16 protein-coding genes are annotated in these 17,429 nt (G+C 62.5%); 10 read left to right on the top strand and 6 right to left on the bottom strand.

Annotated elements, in window-relative coordinates; all coding sequences use genetic code 11:
* Nucleotides 1-16 precede the first annotated feature (16 nt).
* The 3 genes from sufU to MHJ63_RS06730 are packed head-to-tail and all read right to left on the bottom strand — an operon-like array spanning nucleotide 17 to nucleotide 3,209.
* On the bottom strand, nucleotides 17-469 hold the full coding sequence (gene sufU, locus MHJ63_RS06740) for a Fe-S cluster assembly sulfur transfer protein SufU (RefSeq protein ID WP_035754349.1): 453 nt from the start codon (nucleotides 467-469) through the stop codon (nucleotides 17-19).
* Nucleotides 470-471: 2 nt separating this feature from the next.
* Nucleotides 472-1,833 carry an aminotransferase class V-fold PLP-dependent enzyme gene (locus MHJ63_RS06735; RefSeq protein WP_239446672.1) on the bottom strand — a complete coding sequence of 454 codons (1,362 nt, stop codon included), beginning with the start codon at nucleotides 1,831-1,833 and terminating at the stop codon, nucleotides 472-474.
* Nucleotides 1,834-1,850: 17 nt separating this feature from the next.
* Nucleotides 1,851-3,209 (bottom strand): UDP-glucose dehydrogenase family protein, encoded by a 1,359-nt coding sequence (locus MHJ63_RS06730; protein WP_338110382.1) that lies wholly within the window; start codon nucleotides 3,207-3,209, stop codon nucleotides 1,851-1,853.
* An 89-nt stretch (nucleotides 3,210-3,298) separates the two neighbouring features.
* Here MHJ63_RS06730 and alr point away from each other — a divergent pair, with 89 nt between their 5' ends.
* Genes alr through tsaD form a run of 4 tightly spaced genes read left to right on the top strand, consistent with a single transcriptional unit; the run spans nucleotide 3,299 to nucleotide 7,701 of the window.
* Nucleotides 3,299-5,152: an alanine racemase gene (alr, locus tag MHJ63_RS06725; protein WP_239446664.1), complete on the top strand. Its 1,854-nt coding sequence runs from the start codon at nucleotides 3,299-3,301 to the stop codon at nucleotides 5,150-5,152.
* 1 nt (nucleotide 5,153) lies between these two features.
* Entirely contained in the window at nucleotides 5,154-5,981 is an 828-nt protein-coding gene (tsaB, locus tag MHJ63_RS06720) for a tRNA (adenosine(37)-N6)-threonylcarbamoyltransferase complex dimerization subunit type 1 TsaB (RefSeq protein WP_239446662.1), read from the top strand.
* Entirely contained in the window at nucleotides 5,978-6,532 is a 555-nt protein-coding gene (gene rimI / locus MHJ63_RS06715; RefSeq protein ID WP_239446650.1) for a ribosomal protein S18-alanine N-acetyltransferase, read from the top strand. The genes tsaB and rimI overlap by 4 nt, the downstream gene beginning before the upstream one ends.
* On the top strand, nucleotides 6,529-7,701 hold the full coding sequence (gene tsaD / locus MHJ63_RS06710; protein ID WP_239446622.1) for a tRNA (adenosine(37)-N6)-threonylcarbamoyltransferase complex transferase subunit TsaD: 1,173 nt from the start codon (nucleotides 6,529-6,531) through the stop codon (nucleotides 7,699-7,701). Before rimI ends, tsaD begins: the two co-directional genes overlap by 4 nt.
* A 31-nt stretch (nucleotides 7,702-7,732) precedes the next feature.
* On the opposite strand, the gene MHJ63_RS06705 is transcribed toward tsaD, so the two are convergent.
* A complete protein-coding gene (locus tag MHJ63_RS06705) occupies nucleotides 7,733-8,881 on the bottom strand; it encodes a glutamate--cysteine ligase (RefSeq protein ID WP_035754344.1) in 1,149 nt (382 codons plus the stop codon).
* Between the two features lie 35 nt (nucleotides 8,882-8,916).
* Nucleotides 8,917-10,248 carry a class I SAM-dependent methyltransferase gene (locus MHJ63_RS06700; protein ID WP_070508139.1) on the bottom strand — a complete coding sequence of 444 codons (1,332 nt, stop codon included), beginning with the start codon at nucleotides 10,246-10,248 and terminating at the stop codon, nucleotides 8,917-8,919.
* 329 nt (nucleotides 10,249-10,577) lie between these two features.
* On the opposite strand from MHJ63_RS06700, the gene groES reads away from it, so the two are divergent.
* The 4 genes from groES (at nucleotide 10,578) to MHJ63_RS06680 (ending at nucleotide 15,530) form a co-directional block, all read left to right on the top strand.
* Nucleotides 10,578-10,874 carry a co-chaperone GroES gene (gene groES / locus MHJ63_RS06695; protein ID WP_070508138.1) on the top strand — a complete coding sequence of 99 codons (297 nt, stop codon included), beginning with the start codon at nucleotides 10,578-10,580 and terminating at the stop codon, nucleotides 10,872-10,874.
* Between the two features lie 75 nt (nucleotides 10,875-10,949).
* Nucleotides 10,950-12,545, top strand: a complete 1,596-nt coding sequence (gene groL, locus MHJ63_RS06690) for a chaperonin GroEL (RefSeq protein ID WP_070508137.1) — start codon at nucleotides 10,950-10,952, stop codon at nucleotides 12,543-12,545.
* Between the two features lie 205 nt (nucleotides 12,546-12,750).
* Complete coding sequence (gene guaB / locus MHJ63_RS06685) at nucleotides 12,751-14,265, top strand: IMP dehydrogenase (protein WP_370977523.1); 1,515 nt, start codon at nucleotides 12,751-12,753, stop codon at nucleotides 14,263-14,265.
* A gap of 122 nt (nucleotides 14,266-14,387) precedes the next feature.
* Nucleotides 14,388-15,530: a GuaB3 family IMP dehydrogenase-related protein gene (locus MHJ63_RS06680; protein ID WP_070491053.1), complete on the top strand. Its 1,143-nt coding sequence runs from the start codon at nucleotides 14,388-14,390 to the stop codon at nucleotides 15,528-15,530.
* A 106-nt stretch (nucleotides 15,531-15,636) separates the two neighbouring features.
* Here the strand turns inward: MHJ63_RS06680 and MHJ63_RS06675 are convergent, their stop codons facing one another.
* Nucleotides 15,637-15,873, bottom strand: a complete 237-nt coding sequence (locus MHJ63_RS06675) for a DUF1275 family protein (protein ID WP_035754336.1) — start codon at nucleotides 15,871-15,873, stop codon at nucleotides 15,637-15,639.
* Nucleotides 15,874-15,986: 113 nt separating this feature from the next.
* Here MHJ63_RS06675 and MHJ63_RS06670 point away from each other — a divergent pair, with 113 nt between their 5' ends.
* Nucleotides 15,987-16,895, top strand: coding sequence for an SURF1 family protein (locus MHJ63_RS06670; protein ID WP_239446614.1), 909 nt, complete (start codon nucleotides 15,987-15,989; stop codon nucleotides 16,893-16,895).
* A gap of 2 nt (nucleotides 16,896-16,897) precedes the next feature.
* Entirely contained in the window at nucleotides 16,898-17,410 is a 513-nt protein-coding gene (locus MHJ63_RS06665) for a DUF3817 domain-containing protein (protein ID WP_083285529.1), read from the top strand.
* Nucleotides 17,411-17,429: the final 19 nt, after the last annotated feature.

Genomic DNA, 17,429 nt, shown 5'->3' with positions numbered 1-17,429 from the left:
TACAGCGCCCGGGGGATCACTGCTGACGGAATAGGAGCGCTTCTGCGTAGGCGGCCTGGAACGCCTTCCAGCTCATGAGCACGCACTTGACCCGGTTGGGGAACTTCGCGGCACCAGCTAACGCGACCGCATCGCCGATGATCTCCTCTTCGGCCTCAACCTTCCCGCGGGAGTGAAGCACCTCATCGAAATGAGCGGTCATCTCCTCGATGTCGCTGACCGGCTCGCCTATGAACAGGTCCGCCATCATTGAGGCGGAAGCGCGGCTCATCGCGCAACCAGCCGCCTCATAGGAGATGTCCTCGACTGTTGCGCCGTCTTCGGAGAGTTTCAGACGCAGCTGGATCTCGTCGCCGCACACCGGGTTCACGTGGTGTACATCGGCGTCGAAAGGCTCACGTAAGCCCGCGTGTTTGGGGTGCTTATCGTGTTCGAATATCAGCTCTGAATACAGCGTATTGAGGTTCATGGTCACCGGAAACTGTTGAAGTAGTCGATGGCTTTCTGCACGGCCTCAACGAAAGCGTCCACCTCAGCCACCGTGTTGTAGACGCTGAAGCTCGCGCGCGTGCTCCCGTGGATCCCGTAACGGCGGTGCAGCGGCCACGCGCAATGATGCCCCACACGCACCAGCACACCCTGGGAATCGAGAGCCTGCCCCACATCGTGCGGGTGCAAACCCTCGATGCTGAACGCGACCGCACCAGTACGGTGCCGCTCGGATTGGTTGCCCGTGCCGTCCTCGCCGTCGCCCGGCACGCTCAGCCCCGCGCCGATGATGCGGAGGCCGTCGATGCGGCTCAAACCCGTGAGCGCGCGCTCCACGAGCTGGGCTTGATGCGCGGCGACGTTATCCATGCCCAGCGCGTTGAGGTAATCGCACGCGGCGGCGAGCGCAACGGCTTGCGCTGTGGGTGGGGTTCCTGCTTCGAAGCGTGCCGGAGGCTCAGCATATGTGGTGTGCTCCATCGTGACGATCTCGATCATCGAACCACCAAGCATGAACGGAGGCAGGTCTTTGAGGAGTTCGTAACGGCCCCACAAAACACCGATGCCGGTGGGGGCGAGCATCTTATGGCCGGAGAACGCGAGGAAATCAACATCGAGCTGCTGAACATCCACGGGCATGTGAGGGACGGACTGGCACGCATCGAGCACCGTGAGCGCGCCGATCTTCTTCGCCGCGGCAACCAGTTTCGCTACCGGGGTGATGGTTCCGGTGACGTTGGACTGGTGCGTGAAAGCGAGCACTTTGGTGCGTTCGGTCAGTAGCGTTTCAAGGTCTGTCAGATCCAGTTGGAAGTCATCCGTGAGTGGTATCCAACGCAAGGTGGCGCCGGTCCGGCGGGCGAGCTCTTGCCACGGTACGAGGTTCGCGTGGTGTTCCATCTCGGTGATGAGGATCTCGTCCCCGGGGCCAACGCGGAGCCGGGGCGGGGTCGAGTCGTCTCCGTTGCCTAACGCGTAGGCGACGAGGTTGAGGGCCTCGGTCGCGTTCTTGGTGAAGACGACCTCGTTGGCTGATGCAGCGCCGATGAAGTCGGCGATGGTCTCACGTGCGTCTTCGTACGCGTTCGTTGCGGCTTCAGCGAGCTGATGCGCGCCACGCTTGACCGCAGCGTTAGACCCCAACACGAAATCAGTCTCAGCGTCCATGACCTGTTGTGGGCGCTGGGAGGTCGCCCCAGAATCCAGATAGATCAAACCGGAACCATCCGCGGCCTTACGGTTCAGGATCGGGAAATCCGCCCGAATCGCATTGACGTCGAATCCAGTGTTGACATCAGATCCGGTGCTGACATCGAATCCGGTGTTGACATCATGTTCAGTCATGACGCTCCTCGCTACTTCTACTCGCTGTGGCCTTCGCTCTTGTGCCCCATGCGGTCCAGGGTCCACCCTGCGGAAGTCCATGCTTGCGGATCGAGCACGTTGCGGCCATCGATCATGTAACGATCCGCAACAACCTCACCGAAGGAAGCCGGATCGAGGTTCTTGAATTCATCCCATTCGGTTAGCAACAGCACAACGTTCGCGCCGCGTGCGGCATCTTCGGCGGAGTCCGCGTACCGCAAGCGTGGGAAGCGTTTAGCCGCGTTCTCCATACCTTGCGGGTCATATACAGACACGTCTGCGCCAGCTGAATACAGGCGGGCGGCAACATCCAAGGCGGGGGAGTCACGCACGTCGTCCGAATTCGGTTTGAACGCCGCACCTAGCACTGTGATGTGTGCCCCGTGCAGGTCGCCTCCCACCGCACGCTCGGCAAGATAGATTGCGCGTTCGCGGCGGCGCAGGTTGATCTCGTCCATGTGGTCGAGGAACCGCATGGTGTGCGGAAGGCCGAGCTCGGACACGCGCGCCTGGAGAGCACGGATGTCTTTCGGTAGGCAACCGCCACCGAAACCGATGCCGGCGTTGAGGAACTTACGCCCGATGCGCGGGTCCATCCCGATCGCATCCGCGAGCGTCTTGATGTCCCCACCCACGGTCTCTGTGATCTCAGAGAACGCGTTGATGAAGGAGATCTTGGTAGCCAAGAACGCGTTCGCGGCGACCTTCACCAGCTCGGAAGTCTCGAAGTCAGTCACCACCAGAGGCGTGCCGTCGGCCAACGGCTTCGCGTACACCGCACGCAGGATGTCTTCAGCCCGCTGGGAACGCACACCGAACACCAACCGATCAGGGGTCAGCGTGTCCTCAACAGCGAACCCTTCACGCAGAAACTCAGGGTTCCAACACAACTCCGCGTTGATGTACAAGCCGCGTTTAGCGACCAGCTTCTTCAACCGTTTCGCCAAACGCGCCGCAGTACCTACAGGGACCGTGGACTTACCAGCAATGAGAGTGTCCTTCGAAACCACGGCACCCAGCGAATCAATCGCGGCATCGACATAACGCATGTCCGCGCCGTGATCGTTCTCCCGCTGCGGGGTACCAACACCGATGAAGTGAACATCAGCATCGGCGACCTCTTGATAATCCGTAGTGAAACGCAAACGCCCTTCACGTACGTGGCGGGCCAGCATCTCATCCAGGCCCGGCTCATGAAACGGAAGCACCCCGGCGTTGAGACGTTCAACACGTTCAACCTCAACATCAACGCCGACCACCTCGAAGCCGAGCTCCGCCATGCAAGCGGCATGCGTAGCCCCCAAATATCCCGCACCGATCACTGAAATCTTCCGCGGCTGTGCTACATCCTGCACGAATGTTCTCCTCACAGTTGGCTACCTATGATCTTAGGCGTTGAGTCGCATACCCAAGCCCGAACCTGGTGAAGGTCTACGCTAGAAGGGTGTGTTCCCACAGTTTTTCCTCCACTTCCAGCCCTGCGGCAGCGCAATGGCTGCACGCCCACGATGCGGTAGCGGCTGCCCCTGAACGCTGCGCCGAGATCGACCTTGGCGCGTTGGCGGCCAACGTCGCCAGGATCCGTCAACAGGTGGGGAAAGCGCACATCATGGCGATCGTCAAAGCGCAAGCCTACGGGCACGGCGCGATCGAGTGCGCGCGCGCCGCGCTGGATGCCGGCGCCACATGGGTAGGGACCGCGCACGTGAGCGAGGCGCTTGAGCTGCGTGCCGCGGGCATCGAGGCGCCGATGGTGTGCTGGCTCCACACATCGGACACCGACTTCGAGGCGGCCGTGGCACAGGGCATTGACGTGGGGGTATCCGGTTGGGAACTGGACCCGATGATCGAGGCGGCACGCGCGGTGGGGCGCACGGCACGGATTCACCTGAAAATCGATACCGGCTTAGGCCGCAACGGGTGCACCGCAGCCGAATGGCCACATCTTGTGGAGCGCGCCGCCGCGGCCGAACGCGTCGGGGACATCCGCGTGGTGGGTGTGTTCTCCCACTTCGCGATGGCTGATGAGCCAGAACACCCCGCCAACGACGTGCAGACCCAGGCTTTCGAGGACGCGCTCGCGGTGGTCGCGGACGCCGGGTTGAAACCTGAAGTGCGTCACATCGCGAACACCCCGGCGACGTTCACGCGCCCGGATGCGATCTATGACATGGTCCGGGTCGGTCTGGGCCTCTATGGTTTATCTCCTTTTGAAGGGGTGTCCTCGGCCGAGCTGGGGTTGCGGCCGGTCATGCGCCTGGTTGCGCATGTGGCCGCAGCTAAACGGGTCGATGCGGGCCAAGGTGTGTCCTACGGCCTGCGTTGGCGGGCAGAGAAACCGACGACGCTGGGCCTGGTTCCCGTCGGTTACGCCGACGGCATCCCACGGATCGCCGAAGGCACCCACGTGACGATCGAAAGTGTGCGGTATCCGGTGGTGGGCCGGATCGCAATGGATCAGTTCGTGATCGACCTCGGCGGGGAAGCAGACCCAGCGGAATTTGTCGGTAAAGACGCCGTGGTGTTCGGTGACCCAGCACATGGTGAACCCGGCGTTGAAGAATGGGCGGAAGCCGCCCACACCATCAACTACGAGACCGTCACCGGGATCTCCGACCGCGTCCCACGCCGCATGATCCCCGCAGATGGTGCGGCCGCGGGCGATGCTGTTGGCGATGACACAGCCGGTGCTTGCGGCGGCCGTGCGGAGACAGCAGACGACAGCTCACTGTCGTTGACTATTCCAACCCCAGCGGCGATGCAGTGCTTAGCCCGCACACTCGCAAGCGAACTGCAAGCAGGCGATGTTCTCATCCTGACCGGGGAACTCGGCGCCGGAAAAACAACCTTCACCCAAGGCCTCGGCGAAGGCCTCGGCGTGCGCGAAGGCATCACATCGCCAACATTCGTGCTCTCCCGCATCTACCCCTCACTCAGCGACGGCCCCGCACTCGTCCACGTGGATGCCTACCGGCTCGGATCCGCAGAAGAACTCGAAGACCTCGACCTCATCGACACCGTGGAGAAATCCGTGACCGTCGTCGAATGGGGCCGCGACCGCGCCGAAGGCCTCTCCGAATCCCGCCTCGAGATCACACTCGACCGCCCCATCGGCGGCAACACAGCCGCACAACCCGACAGCGAGACCCCGGCCCCGTGGGAAGTCGAAGACGAAGAAGAAGCCGCCGCACCACGCATCGTGACCCTGCGCTGGGTAGGGCCACGCTGGAACGAGGCGGCAACCACCAGCCTGCGCGCCGCGCTCGCCGAATTCACTGACACCGTGAAGGAGGGCTGAAATGCGCGACGACATCAAGAAGATCCTGGCGTTGGATACCTCATCGGTGGTTTCCGTCGCGTGCGTGACTGTGAGTACTGAAGGCGTTGCGGTTGTTGCGGAGGCCGTCACGGATTCCACGACCCGGCACGCCGAAGACCTCATCCCCGTGTGCAAACAGTTGCTCGCCCAGGCCGGGTGGGAACGCCCAGACGCCGTCCTAGTCGGGGAGGGGCCAGGCCCCTTCACGGGTCTGCGGGTCGGGATCGCCGCCGGCCAGACCCTCGCCTTCGCGTGGGGTATAGAAGCCTACGGCGTGTGCTCGCTCGACGGGCTCGCCGCCCAACTGCTGGCTGAAGGCAACCTCGCTAGCGTTGCTGAGTCCAGCCCTGCTGAAGCAACCGTTGCCGCGGCAGGGGAGGGGTCAGCCGCCGTTGCCGCGGCAGGGCAAGAGCCAGCAACCGCTGCCGCAACAGGGGAAGAGCCGGGCGAGGACGCTACGGCAGGAAGCGGCCCGGTGCTGACAGCGGCGCTGGATGCCCGCCGTCGTGAGCTGTACTGGGCGAGCTATGCACGTAATGGTGCGCGCGTCGACGGCCCGCACGTGACCAAGCCGGACGAGCTACCGGCCGCTTATCCGGTAGGTGGAGCCGGGGCGGGTGTTCGCGGGGAAGAGCTAGCCGAGGTGGGTATCCCGGTGCTCTCCGGAACCGAAACCATGCCGGTATCCGCGGCCTATCTGGCCCGTGCCTGGTACGCCGCTGGCATGCCAACCGCCCCGCCCGTCGCGCGGTATTTGCGCGAATCTGACGCGGTGGTCCCGGCTGCGATGCAAGGCCGCCAACGATGAACGCCGCGCTATCCGCCGCGACCGAAACTGAGCTTGCGCAAGCCCCGGAAAGCTATATCGTGCGACAGCTGGATGCGGGCGATGTCGCGGAACTCATGCCGCTTGAAGCCGAGCTTTTCCCGCTGGACCGCTGGGATGAACGCATGATGCGCGAGGAGCTTTCCCACCCCGAATGGCGGCAATACTGGGGCGTGGCTGAGATGGGTGCTGGCGCGCTGATCGCGTATGCGGGTCTGCAGTACAGCCCGCACATCGCGGATATTCAGACCATCGGGGTTGTGCCGGAGCATGCTGGCCGCGGGGTCGCGAAGTACCTGATGTGGCTCATGGAGTCCCGAGCGCGAGACTGGGGTGCGACCCACATGATGCTTGAAGTGCGCGCCTCGAATGAGCGCGCGATCCACCTGTATCACCGCAACGGGTTTGAAGAGATCGCCCGCCGCCGCGGATACTATCCAGGTGGCGCGCCCGGCCACCCGAGTGCACCCGGCAAGCCGAGTGCCGGCGAAGACGCCCTGATTATGCAGAAAGACATCCGAGGGAAGCTATGAACACCGTGAAACCTGAGACCCTCGACGCCCCGGCGGCCTCTGCCGCTGCAGTTTCAGGCCCGGTCGTTCTGGGTATTGAGACCAGTTGCGATGAGACGGGCGTGGGCATCGTCCGCGGAACCACGCTACTTGCTAATGCGGTTGCATCCTCGGTGGATGAGCACGTGCGTTTCGGCGGAGTGATCCCGGAGATCGCTTCGCGCGCCCACGTTGAAGCGATGGTCCCGACGCTGCGTGCTGCTTTAGAGACCGCGCAGCTTAGGCTCGATGATGTTGATGCGATCGCCGTGACAGCTGGACCTGGCCTGGCTGGTGCGTTGATGGTGGGTGTTTCTGCCGCGAAAGCGCTCGCGTTAGCTACCGGCAAGCCGCTGTACGCGGTCAACCATTTGGTTGCGCACGTTGGGGTCGGTGTGCTCGATGGTGGCGAGCTGCCGCCGAACCTCGGAGCCGTGTTAGTTTCGGGCGGCCACACCGAGATCCTCAAAGTGGATTCGCTGACCTCTGACATCACGATGCTGGGCTCGACCATCGACGACGCCGCGGGCGAAGCCTACGATAAAGTCGCCCGCCTGCTGGGGTTGAGCTATCCGGGCGGCCCCGTGATCGACAAGCTGGCGGCCCAAGGCAACCGGAAAGCGATCCGCTTCCCGCGCGGACTCACAACGGGCAAGTTCATGGGAGCCGCGGAAGAACCGGGGCCGCGCCGCTACGACTTCAGCTTCTCCGGACTGAAGACCGCCGTAGCACGCTATGTTGAGCACTGCGAAGCAACCGGGGAAGAACTCGTCATCGAAGACGTATGCGCCTCGTTCCAAGAAGCCGTCGTGGACGTCATCACATCCAAAGCCGTCATGGCGTGCCGAGAACACGGGCTCACAACACTGCTTCTAGGCGGCGGGGTCGCCGCGAACTCACGCCTGCGCGAACTGCTCGCCGCCCGCTGCGCCTCCGCCGGAATCCAGTTACGCATCCCACCGTTCTCCCTGTGCACCGACAACGGCGCGATGATCGCCGCACTCGGCGCCCAACTCGTGATGAACGGCGTAGAACCCACCGGAACCGACTTCGGAACCGACACCTCACTACCCGTCAGCACGGTGTCGATGAAAAGTGCGGCGTCCATGAAAGGTACAGCGTCGATGCGGGCGGGCGGCCAGGCCGACTAGGCCGCGCCGTCCTGTCAGCGCCACCGGCGCGTTAGCGATCAAGTGAGGCGTGCAGGCGTTGCGAGTTATCCTGCACAACCGCAGCTAAGTCGCCGCCGTTGGCCTCAGCCACATTGCGTTGCTGTTCGTATTCGCACGCCTGCTGCATCATCGTCGTGATGTGGTTGAGTTCCTCAGCGCAACCGAGGCGTTCAGCGATCGGGGCGAGCCGTTCAACATCCTGAGCGATCTGATCGGTCACCAGCAGCTCATCACCGGCCGAATTCAGGATGATGATCGCTTCACGGCCGTAGCGGGCCGCACGCCACTTGTTCTCGACGCGGAACCACGGCGTCATGACCGGGATGTCCCATCCGGCATCCAGGGCGTCCGACATCTCCGTGACGAGGCACTGGGTGTAGGCGGCGACCGCGGCTATGTCATCCAAATCCGGGAGCCCATCGCAAATCCGCATCTCAACGGTCCCGTATTTAGGGACCGGGCGGGCATCCCACCGGATCTCATCCAAAACATCCACCACGCCCGTGTGCAGCATATCCGCAACATAGGACTCATATTCGAACCACTGAGAGAAATGGAACGGCAGCCCCGCGGTGGGCAACTGCTGGAACATTAACGATCGTTGCGAACCGTAGCCGGTGTCAGCCCCACCCCAGAACGGCGAAGAGGACGTCAACGCTAAAAGGTGCGGCTGCTTATTGATCAGACCATCAACGATCGGCAGGACCTTATCCCGGTGATCGATCCCAACATGCACGTGCACGCCGTAAATGACCATCTGCCGGCCCCACCACTGGGTGCGATCAATCAGGGTCGCGTAGCGGTCCTTATCGGAAACCTCTTGCAGGGTCGGTTCCGCGAAAGGGTGGGAACCTGCGCAATACAGTGAAGTGTTGAGCGGATCCAAAATATCGCTCACGTCACGCGCCGTGGAAGCGAGATCCGCGACTGCATCGGATACCGTGTGGTGCACGCCGGTCACGCACTCGACCGTGTTCTGTAGCAGCTCGCGCGTGAGCCGCGGCGCGCCGTCCGGGTGGTTGATGCGGCCCTGCTGACCAAGCTCGTCAAGGATGCGTGGGGCTTCCGGGCGCAAATCCCCGGTGTCGCGATCTACGAGCGCGATCTCCCATTCGATCCCCAGGGTCGAGGGCTCTGACGGGGTGAATTCGATGCCCATAGGTCTCCTCGCATCGGTGGCGTGCAATTAGACGATCATACGGCGGAGCCGGGGATGAGCTCACATCCGAAGACGATTCGTTGCTTCCCGATGCGCGTGAGCACAAGCGTTGCTGAGCCGTCGCCGTGGCCTTTGCCCAGCAGAATCGTGCGCAACTCTTCCGGTGTGACGTCCAGGCCGCGCTTTTTGATGGTGAGCTGCCCGATGCGGTTGTCGCGTACCCAGCTGCGCAGCGCCTTGATCTTGTAGGGCATGACCATGTCGATGCGGTAGCTGTTGGCCAGCGGGGTCGCGGAGGCGGTGTCGCCGGTGAGGTAGGCGATGTGCGGGTCAAGCCCGGTCGCCTCAAGCTGTACGGCCAGATCGGCTACGAGCCCGGCGCGGATGACTGCGCCGGCAGGTTCGTGAAGATAGGTTCCGTACGTGGCTGTGTCTGAGAGGACGGGAAGTGACAGGTTGCTGTCGGTTTCGATTATGGGCACATCCTCGCCGAGCGCGAGAGCATCTGAATCCAGGTCGGGGTGGGCGGCACTCGAGGTCAGTTCTGCAGTCTGATCGTCCTTCAACACCAGCGCGGCCCTCCGCACCTGCGCCCGCCGCGCCTCGTTAAACCACAGCGTGGCTTCGACCACGCTGCCGTTGTGCTCAACCCACTGCGCCTCCGCGGTCTCAGGGATCGATTCGTGCGGGATCCCAGGCCCGAGCTTGACCCCCATCGGAAGCCCACGGTCAGCCAGTGTCTCCACGAAAGACAACGGGGGAGAGAACGCTTCAGGGTTCCAGCGGCGGCGCGTGCCCGAAGTCGTGGTTTCGCGGCGTGCAGGGTCCATCCATACCGCATCGGCGGCAGAAATATCGGCTTCCTCAGCGAGTCCATGCACCACCGTGACGTTAGGGAACGGAGCGGTGTTCACGGTCGCCGCGGCTGCCGTGACCTCGTCGGCCTCGACCGCGGTCACATCGATTCCCAGCGCGGCCATCGCCATCGCGTCCGCACCCAAACCGCAACCGAGGTCCGCAACGTGCCCCACACCGGCATCGCGCATCCGGCCCGCATGGCGCGCAGCAACAGGTAGGCGGGTTGCCTGTTCGAGGCCCGCCTGCGTGAGAATCATCCGCTCAGCGAATGGCCCGAACTTAGCCCGAGCCTTGAAACGTAAGGCAAGCTGATGCACGACGGCGGAAACCAGGCCCGCTGGATGCCCGGCCTTGCGCAGGCTCAAGGTCAGCTCGGTTGCTAACTTCTTGGTCGCAGCCTGATCCGGGGTCAGCTGGGAGAGCAGCTCTTGGCCTTCAGGTGTGAAGGCCGCGGCGACCGGCTCCGCCGGGTTAGACGTGATGGAGCCTTCTTTTTTGCTGGATGCCATGCCTCCAGCTTGTCACGAATGTGCCGGAATGCGGCGTAGGGGAAACGAGGAGGTGATGGCGGCGAGGTGCGGCAGGGCGAGGTGTAGCAGAGCATCGGGTGGGGTAGTAGAGGGCGTGGCGAGCACGCTCAAGGCGAACAATTGGCACTCATCTTGACCGAGTGCCAGATAACTTCCTAAAGTGGAAGACATCAGCACTCGGAAGCCGAGAGTGCTAAATCCGAGTGCGCAAGCCATCAGCTGCTTCCGGTCGACACCCGCGACGACGCCCGGAGGACGCGTTGTATGGCCCGTACACCTACAGGTCTATTACGCAAAGGAGAGGTCCCATGCCGATCTCTATCAAGCCCCTCGAAGATCGCATCGTCATCCAGCAGCTCGAAGCCGAGCAGACCACCGCTTCCGGCCTGGTGATCCCAGACACCGCCAAGGAGAAGCCTCAGGAAGGCAAGGTTGTTGCCGTTGGTGCAGGCCGCGTGGATGACAAGGGCAACCGCATCCCAGTGGACGTCCAGGAAGGCGACGTCGTGATCTACTCCAAGTACGGCGGCACCGAAGTCAAGATCGGCGGCGAGGAATACCTCGTACTGTCCGCTCGTGACGTGCTCGCAGTAGTCGAGAAGTAACCCTTCCCGGTTTCTCACAACTCTTGATCTAGCGGCCTCCCGTAACCCGGTTGAGGCTATGAAGGAGTAAAACGAATGGCAAAGCAGCTTGCGTTCAATGACGCGGCGCGCAAGGCCCTCGAAGCCGGCGTGGATCGCCTGGCGGACACCGTCAAGGTCACACTCGGCCCGCGCGGGCGCAACGTGGTCCTCGACAAGCAGTGGGGCGCACCAACCATCACCAACGACGGCGTGACCATCGCCCGCGACGTCGAGCTCAAGGATCCATACGAGAACCTGGGCGCGCAGTTGGCTAAAGAAGTAGCCACCAAGACCAACGACATCGCCGGTGACGGCACGACCACCGCAACCGTTCTGGCGCAGGCCCTGGTCAAAGAAGGCCTACGCAACGTAGCGGCAGGTGCTGCACCAGGTGAAATCAAGCGCGGCATCGAAGCCGCAGTCGAGGCCGTTGAGGCCCGCCTGCTGGAGAACGCGCGTGAAGTTCAGGACGAGAACGTCGCCCACGTCGGCGCGATCTCCGCGCAGTCCGATGAGGTCGGCGAGCTCCTGGCAGAGGCGTTCAAGAAGGTCGGCACCGACGGTGTCATCACCATCGAAGAATCCAACACGACCCAGACCGTGCTGGATGTGACCGAGGGTATGCAGTTCGATAAGGGCTACCTCTCGCCACACTTCGTGACCGACGCTGAACGTCAGGAAGCAGTCCTCGAAGACGCTTACGTGCTGATCAACTCCGGCAAGATCTCCGCTCTGCAGGACATCGTTCCGTTGCTTGAGCATGTCTTGAAGGAATCCAAGCCGCTGTTTATCATCGCTGAAGACATCGAAGGCGAAGCGCTTTCGACCCTCGTGGTGAACAAGTTGCGCGGAACCCTCAACGTTGTTGCCGTGAAGGCCCCGGGCTTTGGTGACCGCCGCAAGGCAATGTTGCAGGACATCGCGATCCTCACCGGCGCCCAGGTAGTCTCCCAGGACCTCGGCTTGCGTCTGGACCAGGTTGGCCCAGAGGTATTCGGTAAGGTCCGCCGCGTGACCGTGACCAAGGACAACACGACCCTGGTCGATGGTGCAGGCGATGACGAAGAAGTGGCCGCACGCGTAGCCCAGATCAAGGCAGAGTATGAGAACTCTGACTCCGAATGGGATAAGGAGAAGCTCCAGGAGCGTCTGGCTAAGCTCGCCGGCGGTGTTGGCGTCATCAAGGTTGGTGCCGCAACCGAGGTTGAGCTCAAGGAACGCAAGGCACGCATCGAAGACGCCGTGTCCTCGACCCGTGCAGCGCTCGAGGAAGGCATCGTCGCCGGCGGCGGCACCGCGCTGGTCGATGCGCTCCACGTGCTCGATGAAGACGAGGCGCTCAAGGCATTCGAAGGCGACGCCGCAACCGGTGTTGACATCGTCCGCCGCGCCCTGGTGACCCCGGTCAAGCAGATCGCTGCCAACGCAGGCTTCGATGGATCCGTCATCGCAGCGAAGGTCTCCGAATCCCCAGCCAACCACGGTTTCAACGCCAAGACAGGCGTCTATGAAGACCTGCTGGCAGCTGGCGTGATCGACCCGGTCAAGGTGACCCGCTCGGCACTGCGCAACGCGGCATCGATCGCAGCGCTCGTGCTGACCACCGAAACCCTGGTTGTGGATAAGCCAGCCGAGGAAGACGAAGACTAAACTCTTCCTCCCGGCCCGGCGCAACCGGCTATCGCGCTAGCCACAACACCAGCGCGAAAGCCGGCCGAAAGATCTGGTGGCCCGCCCGAGACGAACTCGGGCGGGCCACCGCCGTTTAAGTTGTACACATCACGGCCTTGCCCGCAACAACGCGCGACACTCTAAGATGGACACAAACCATCACCTGCCGTTGAAAGGTGCGTCCGTGAGCTCAAGCGATGACTTCAACCCATTTGCCTTCGAAGGCCTCACATACGATGACGTCCTGCTGTTGCCAGGGCCAACCGATGTGATCCCTTCCGAGGCGGACACGACCACACAGCTGACCCGCCGCATCGACATCAAGGTGCCGATCATCTCCGCCGCGATGGACACCGTGACCGAGGCGCGGATGGCGATCGCGATGGCGCGTCAGGGCGGCATGGGGATCATCCACCGCAACGTATCCATCGACGATCAAGCACGCCAGGTCGATACGGTCAAGCGTTCTGAATCCGGGATGATCAGTGACCCGGTCACCGTCAGCCCTGAAGCCACGCTCGCTGACCTCGATGCGCTGTGCGCCCGCTACCGGGTCTCCGGCCTGCCGGTGGTGGATGAGGAACGCACCTTGCTCGGCATCATCACCAACCGTGACACCCGTTTTGTGCCGCGCGCTGATTGGCCAAGCATCAAGGTCTCCGAGAAGATGACCCCGATGCCGCTCGTCACGGCCCCTGTGGGCACCACGCGTGAGAAGACGCTCGAGCTGCTGGCTCAGCACCGCATCGAGAAGCTTCCGTTGGTTGATGACCGCAATAAGCTCATGGGCCTCATCACCGTCAAGGACTTCGATAAGGCCGAGGATTATCCGCTGGCAACCAAGGACGACGAGGGCCGCTTGCGTGTTGGCGCGGCTGTCGGTTTCTTTGGCGAGGGCTATGACCGTGCGATGGCGTTGGTTGATGCCGGCGTGGACGCGCTGGTGGTGGATACCGCGAACGGGCATTCCCAGGGTGTTCTGGACATGATCGCTCGCCTCAAGAAGGACCCTGCCGCAGCTCACGTGGATGTGATCGGCGGGCAGGCTGCAACCTATGAGGGCGCGAAGGCGCTCATCGACGCTGGCGCGGACGCGATCAAGGTGGGCGTTGGCCCGGGCTCGATCTGCACAACCCGCGTTGTTGCCGGCGTTGGTGTCCCGCAGGTCACCGCGATCTATGAGGCATCCAAGGCAGCACGCAAGGCCGGTGTCCCGTTGATCGCCGATGGCGGCCTGCAGTACTCCGGTGACATCGGCAAGGCGCTGGTTGCTGGCGCTGACTCGGTCATGCTCGGCTCGCTACTGGCCGGAACCCAGGAATCCCCAGGCGACCTGGTGTTCGTCAACGGCCGCCAGTTCAAGAGCTATCGCGGCATGGGCTCGCTCGGTGCGATGCAGACCCGCGGGAAGAACACCTCGTATTCGAAGGACCGCTATTTCCAGGCCGATGTGCCAAGTGATGAGAAGCTCATCCCGGAAGGCATCGAAGGTCAGGTCCCGTACCGCGGCCCGCTCGCCGCGGTTGTGCATCAGCTTGTGGGTGGCCTGCGGCAGACCATGTTCTATGTGGGCGGCCACACGATCGCTGAACTGAAGGAGAAGGGCAAGTTCGTCCGCATCACCGCAGCTGGCCTGAAGGAATCGCACCCGCATGACATCGCGATGACGGTCGAGGCCCCGAACTACCGCCGCGGCTAAGGAACAAGCCCACAGGGCTTGTTACCGCACGCTTTCAACCCTGTTACCGGTGGTGGCCCCTGAGCTGGGGCCGCCACCGTTATTTAAGGGCTTTCCCGCTGGGCTGTTGATAGCCTTGGATCGTGACTAGCGAGATTGAGATCGGCCGTTATCGTCGCGCCCGCCGCGCGTATTCCCTCGATGATGTGGCAATTGTGCCGAATCGTCGTACACGTGACCCGGAGGACGTGTCGACCAGGTGGCAGATTGACGCGTTCACGTTCGATGTGCCGTTCATGGGGGCGCCGATGGATTCGGCGATGTCACCTAAGACGGCGATCGCTTTGGGCAAGCTGGGCGGCCTAGGGGTTCTGAACCTGGAAGGTATCTGGACCCGCCACGAGAACCCTGAAGCGGTGCTCGAGGAGATCGCCTCGCTTGAATCGGCTCAGCAACGCGGCTCCAACCCGAAGGTGACTCGCCGCCTGCAGGAACTGTTGGCGGCCCCGATCCGTCCTGAGCTGATCCATGAGCGCCTAGCGGAGATCCGTGAAGCCGGGGTAGTGGTTGCTGGTTCTTTGACGCCGATGCGCACCCAGGAGCACTACCGCACGGTGCTTGAAGCTGGCGTGGATCTGTTCGTGATCCGCGGGACCACGGTTTCGGCAGAGCACGTGTCTGAGGGCCGTGAACCGTTGAACCTCAAGCAGTTCATTTACGAGCTCGACGTTCCGGTGATCGTGGGTGGGGCTGCCGGCTACACCCCGGCGTTGCACTTGATGCGCACCGGGGCGGCGGGTGTTCTGGTTGGTTTCGGTGGCGGCGCTACCGGCACAACCCGCCGTGCGATGGGCATCCACGTACCGATGGCGACCGCAATCGCCGATGTGGCTGCGGCACGCACCGCGTACCTGGATGAATCCGGTGGCCGCTACGTGCACGTCATCGCTGATGGCGGCGTCTCGACCTCGGGTGACATCGTCAAGGCTTTGGGCTGTGGTGCTGATGCCGTGATGTTGGGTACCGCCCTGGCTCGTGCCGAGGAAGCGCCCGGTCACGGCTGGCACTGGGGCATGGAGGCCGCCCACGAACGTCTGCCGCGCGGAGACCGCGTGTTTGTTGGCACGGTTGGCCCGCTCGAACAGGTTGTCTACGGGCCATCGCATCACACGGACGGAACCTCGAACCTCGCCGGAATGCTGCGCTCCTCGATGGCCACGACCGGTTACGTGGACCTCAAACACTTCCAGCACGTCGACATGGTGCTGGCCCCATACAGTTCTTAGTCCGTAAAGTTGCCAGTCCGTACAGCTACTGGTCAGTACAGCTGCCAGTCAGTACAGCTACTGGTCAGTACATTTCGCTGGTGGGCTTTCTCGCGGTCGGCTACGGCTAGTGCGCGCCGGCGATAGCGGCGCCGAAGAGGAAGAACCCGAAGGCCAGTGCAGGCCGTAGCGCGGAGAGTTCGGACGCTCCCGAGAGCGTAACGCCGAGGATCGCGACGTTGCCGGTCATGTTGCCGGGGAAGACGCGCCCTAGTGCGAGGAACCCGATCGCGTCGATGATTCCTGAGCTGAACGTGAGGATCAGCATGTGCGCGATGTGGCGTCTGCGGATAGGGATGGGCACGGCTGGATTCTAACAATGGTTCTTTGTTTCTCGGCGGCTGTGGGGTGTGGCGCAGACACGGGCGCGGGCGCGCGTTTAAAGCCTCGTACGGGGTGCTCGATAAGATAAGGGGCGTGTTCAAGACTGCGCTTCAACCTAAATGGCTGGCACTGCTGCTTGCGTGTTTGGTGGTGTCAACCGGGTTCGTTTGGCTCAGTAAATGGCAGTTTGAACGGGCCATGGACTACGCGCCGACCACGCAAGAGAAGTCAGAGACAGCGGTCCCGCTTGAGAGCCATTTTGAGCCGGGCAAGGACATGACTCACGCGGACGCTGATCAAATCGTGACGATGAAGGGCCGCTACATCGAAGGCACGCAGGCTTATGTTCGGGACCGGCTCTTTGAGGGCGAGCAGGGGTTCTGGGTTGTTCAGGCTTTCGAGGTCGACGGTGTCTCTGATGTGATGCCGGTTGTGAGGGGGTGGCAACCTGGCGAGACGGAGGTGCCGCCTGCCACGGACGCAACCGAGGTGACCATTACGGGCCGTTTATTGCCATCTGAAGCGCCGATCGCTTCCGGCCGCTCGGCAGATATGCATGGTCTGCCGGTCTTGAAGGACGTCTCGGCGGCCCGTTTGTCGAACATGTGGAACCGGGATGCTTATGCCGGTTTCGTGGTGGTGTTTGAACAGAGCCCGGACGATGTCAAGGCCGGGGTAGATGAGCTGAAACACGTGTATGTTGCGCCGGGGTATTTGCGGGAGAACCGTTTGAACTGGCTCAACGTGTTCTATGGCGTTGAGTGGGTTGTGTTCGCTCTGTTCTCACTGTTTGTGTGGTGGCGCCTGGTTCGCGATGATTATCAGAACGAATTGAAGTTTGAGGCCGAGATGGCTGCCTGGCAGAAGCGGCAGGATGCCCGCGTTGCACAGGCTCAGGCTGAAGCGCGGCAGCGGCTCGCAACCGAAACCCAGCCGGAGGCCGGGACAGGCGATGATTCAGCGCCGGGTGTTGCTGGGCCGGAAAGTAGAGAGAACGGGTAGAGATGACTGAGCAGAATGGCATTCCACGTCCGGAGGATGTTCCTATTCCAGAGGATGACCCGATGCCGCAACGTAGGCAGGGGTTCGGCGGGACTGAGACCCAGATCCGTGGCGCGGCGGTGTTCTTCCGTATCGCCGCGTATGCGACCGGTGTCATGTTGTTGCTGTTGGTTGTTGAGATGGTGCTGAAGTACGCGTTCAACTTGATCGCGTATGCGGGCGGCACGATGCTGCGCACGGGTGAGGCGAACGTGTTCACGTTGGCTGAGCCTGGCATGGTGGTCGATGCGTTCAACGTTTCGATTGCGGTGTTGATTGTGCACGGCTGGCTCTATGTTGTGTACTTGCTGGCGACGTTCATGTTGTGGTCCCGTATGCGGTGGGACTTGAAACAGTTGATCCTGATCGCGTTGGGCGGGGTGGTTCCGTTCCTTTCGTTTGTGATGGAGAAGAAGGTTCACCAGCAGGTTGTTGAGGAGCTTCAAAAGAATCCGCAACAGCTGCGCCGGTACTGAACGTGCGCATCGTGCACTG

The organism is Pseudoglutamicibacter albus (genome assembly GCF_022346425.1).
In the GTDB taxonomy this organism is placed as follows: domain Bacteria; phylum Actinomycetota; class Actinomycetes; order Actinomycetales; family Micrococcaceae; genus Pseudoglutamicibacter; species Pseudoglutamicibacter albus.
The sequence above is the reverse complement of the archived record's forward strand: the minus strand, read 5'-3'. Positions and strand labels throughout refer to the sequence as shown.